Origin of the sequence: Nocardia sp. NPDC058497, assembly GCF_042720195.1 — a bacterium.
Classification (GTDB): Bacteria; Actinomycetota; Actinomycetes; order Mycobacteriales; family Mycobacteriaceae; genus Nocardia.
This window is the reverse complement of the sequence record NZ_JBHXMY010000973.1, coordinates 1-1,362: the sequence shown is the minus strand read 5'-3', so window position 1 is coordinate 1,362 and position 1,362 is coordinate 1. Positions and strand designations below refer to the sequence as shown.

Annotated in this window: 1 protein-coding gene; it reads right to left on the bottom strand. The window is 68.3% G+C overall.

Annotated features, from left to right (window positions below; translation table 11 throughout):
- Positions 1–741, bottom strand: a 741-nt coding sequence (locus ACFWPJ_RS32965; RefSeq protein WP_378857457.1) for a thiamine pyrophosphate-binding protein, incomplete at its 3' end; no start/stop codon positions are given.
- Positions 742–1,362: the final 621 nt, after the last annotated feature.

Below are 1,362 nucleotides of genomic sequence, written 5' to 3'. Positions count from 1 at the left end.
GAAGACCACCGGCGCCTTCGACTCCATGATCCTCCTTGCGGCCTCGCGCTCATTCTTCCGGTGACGTTTGGTGCCAGTTCTGTAGCCGGGCAGACGCATCTCCGGCGGCCACGAGAACGTGGTCTGGGCCTGCAGCGCGTCCTTGGTGATGTCGACCAGGACGGCACCCGGGCGGCCCGAGGCGGCGAGGTAGAACGCCTCGGCCAGGATGCGCGGGATGTCGATCGGGTCCTTGACCAGGAAGTTGTGCTTGGTGATCGGCATGGTGATGCCGGAGATGTCGGCTTCCTGGAACGCGTCGGTGCCGACCAGGCTCGACGGCACCTGACCGGTGATCGCCACGATCGGGACCGAGTCCATCTGGGCGTCGGCCAGCGGGGTCACCAGGTTGGTGGCGCCGGGGCCGGATGTGGCCATACACACACCGACCTTTCCGGAGGCCTGCGCGTAACCGGTCGCCGCGTGACCGGCGCCCTGCTCGTGGCGCACCAGGACGTGGCGGACCTTCTTGGAGTCGAACAGCGGGTCGTAGACAGGAAGGACCGCGCCGCCGGGAATGCCGAATACGGTGTCGACGTCGAGCTCTTCGAGGGACCGGACCACCGACTGCGCGCCGGTGACGCGCTCGGGCGCGACCTGGCGGCGGGTGGGGTTGGTCGCCGGGCTACCAGCGGCAGGCTGGCTCGCCGAAGGCGCTGACCTGCGGGCCGATGGCCCGGGTCGTGCGGTAGGTGCACTCACCGTCTTCGTTCCTAACTTTGTCGTTCTGACTCCGGACTGGCGCGGAATTCTCCCGAACACAAAAAAGCCCCCGACCAGCGTATAGCTGTTCGAGGGTGGCGCGTCGCAACGCGAGCTGACGTTTTCGACTCAGGTAGTCAGGCTCAACGCTGGACGCGCCGGCCGAGTACGAGCAACTCGTTTCGGATCACGAGCACGACGTTAGGCGCGCGTGAGTCGAAGAGTCAAACAGGCTACTCTCTGCATCCCATTATGTGGGACTCGAGTGGTTGCGTGGGTCCGTGTACCAGGATGCGAGGATAGGGGGGTGTCATCACCGCATCAGTCCGTGCCACCGGCTAAATCGTCCCACACCGCCGACGGGGGAACCGATACGGGTCGCTCCTCGCGGCCCGGCGGTCTGCGCTCGGCGAGTCCGGGCCGACTCGCGGCGATCGCCGCGGTGGTGCTCGGGTACCTGATCTTCGTCGTCGTCGGGACCGTGCAGGACTGGTCGCTGGGCGTTCGGGTAGGCCCGGCCGGGGCCCCCCCCGGGGGGGGGGTGGGGGGGGGTGCCGCCCAGAGCGCAAAACCCCCACCCGCGGGGGGCCGTGAACGGGGGGCCCCCCCGGCCCCACACAG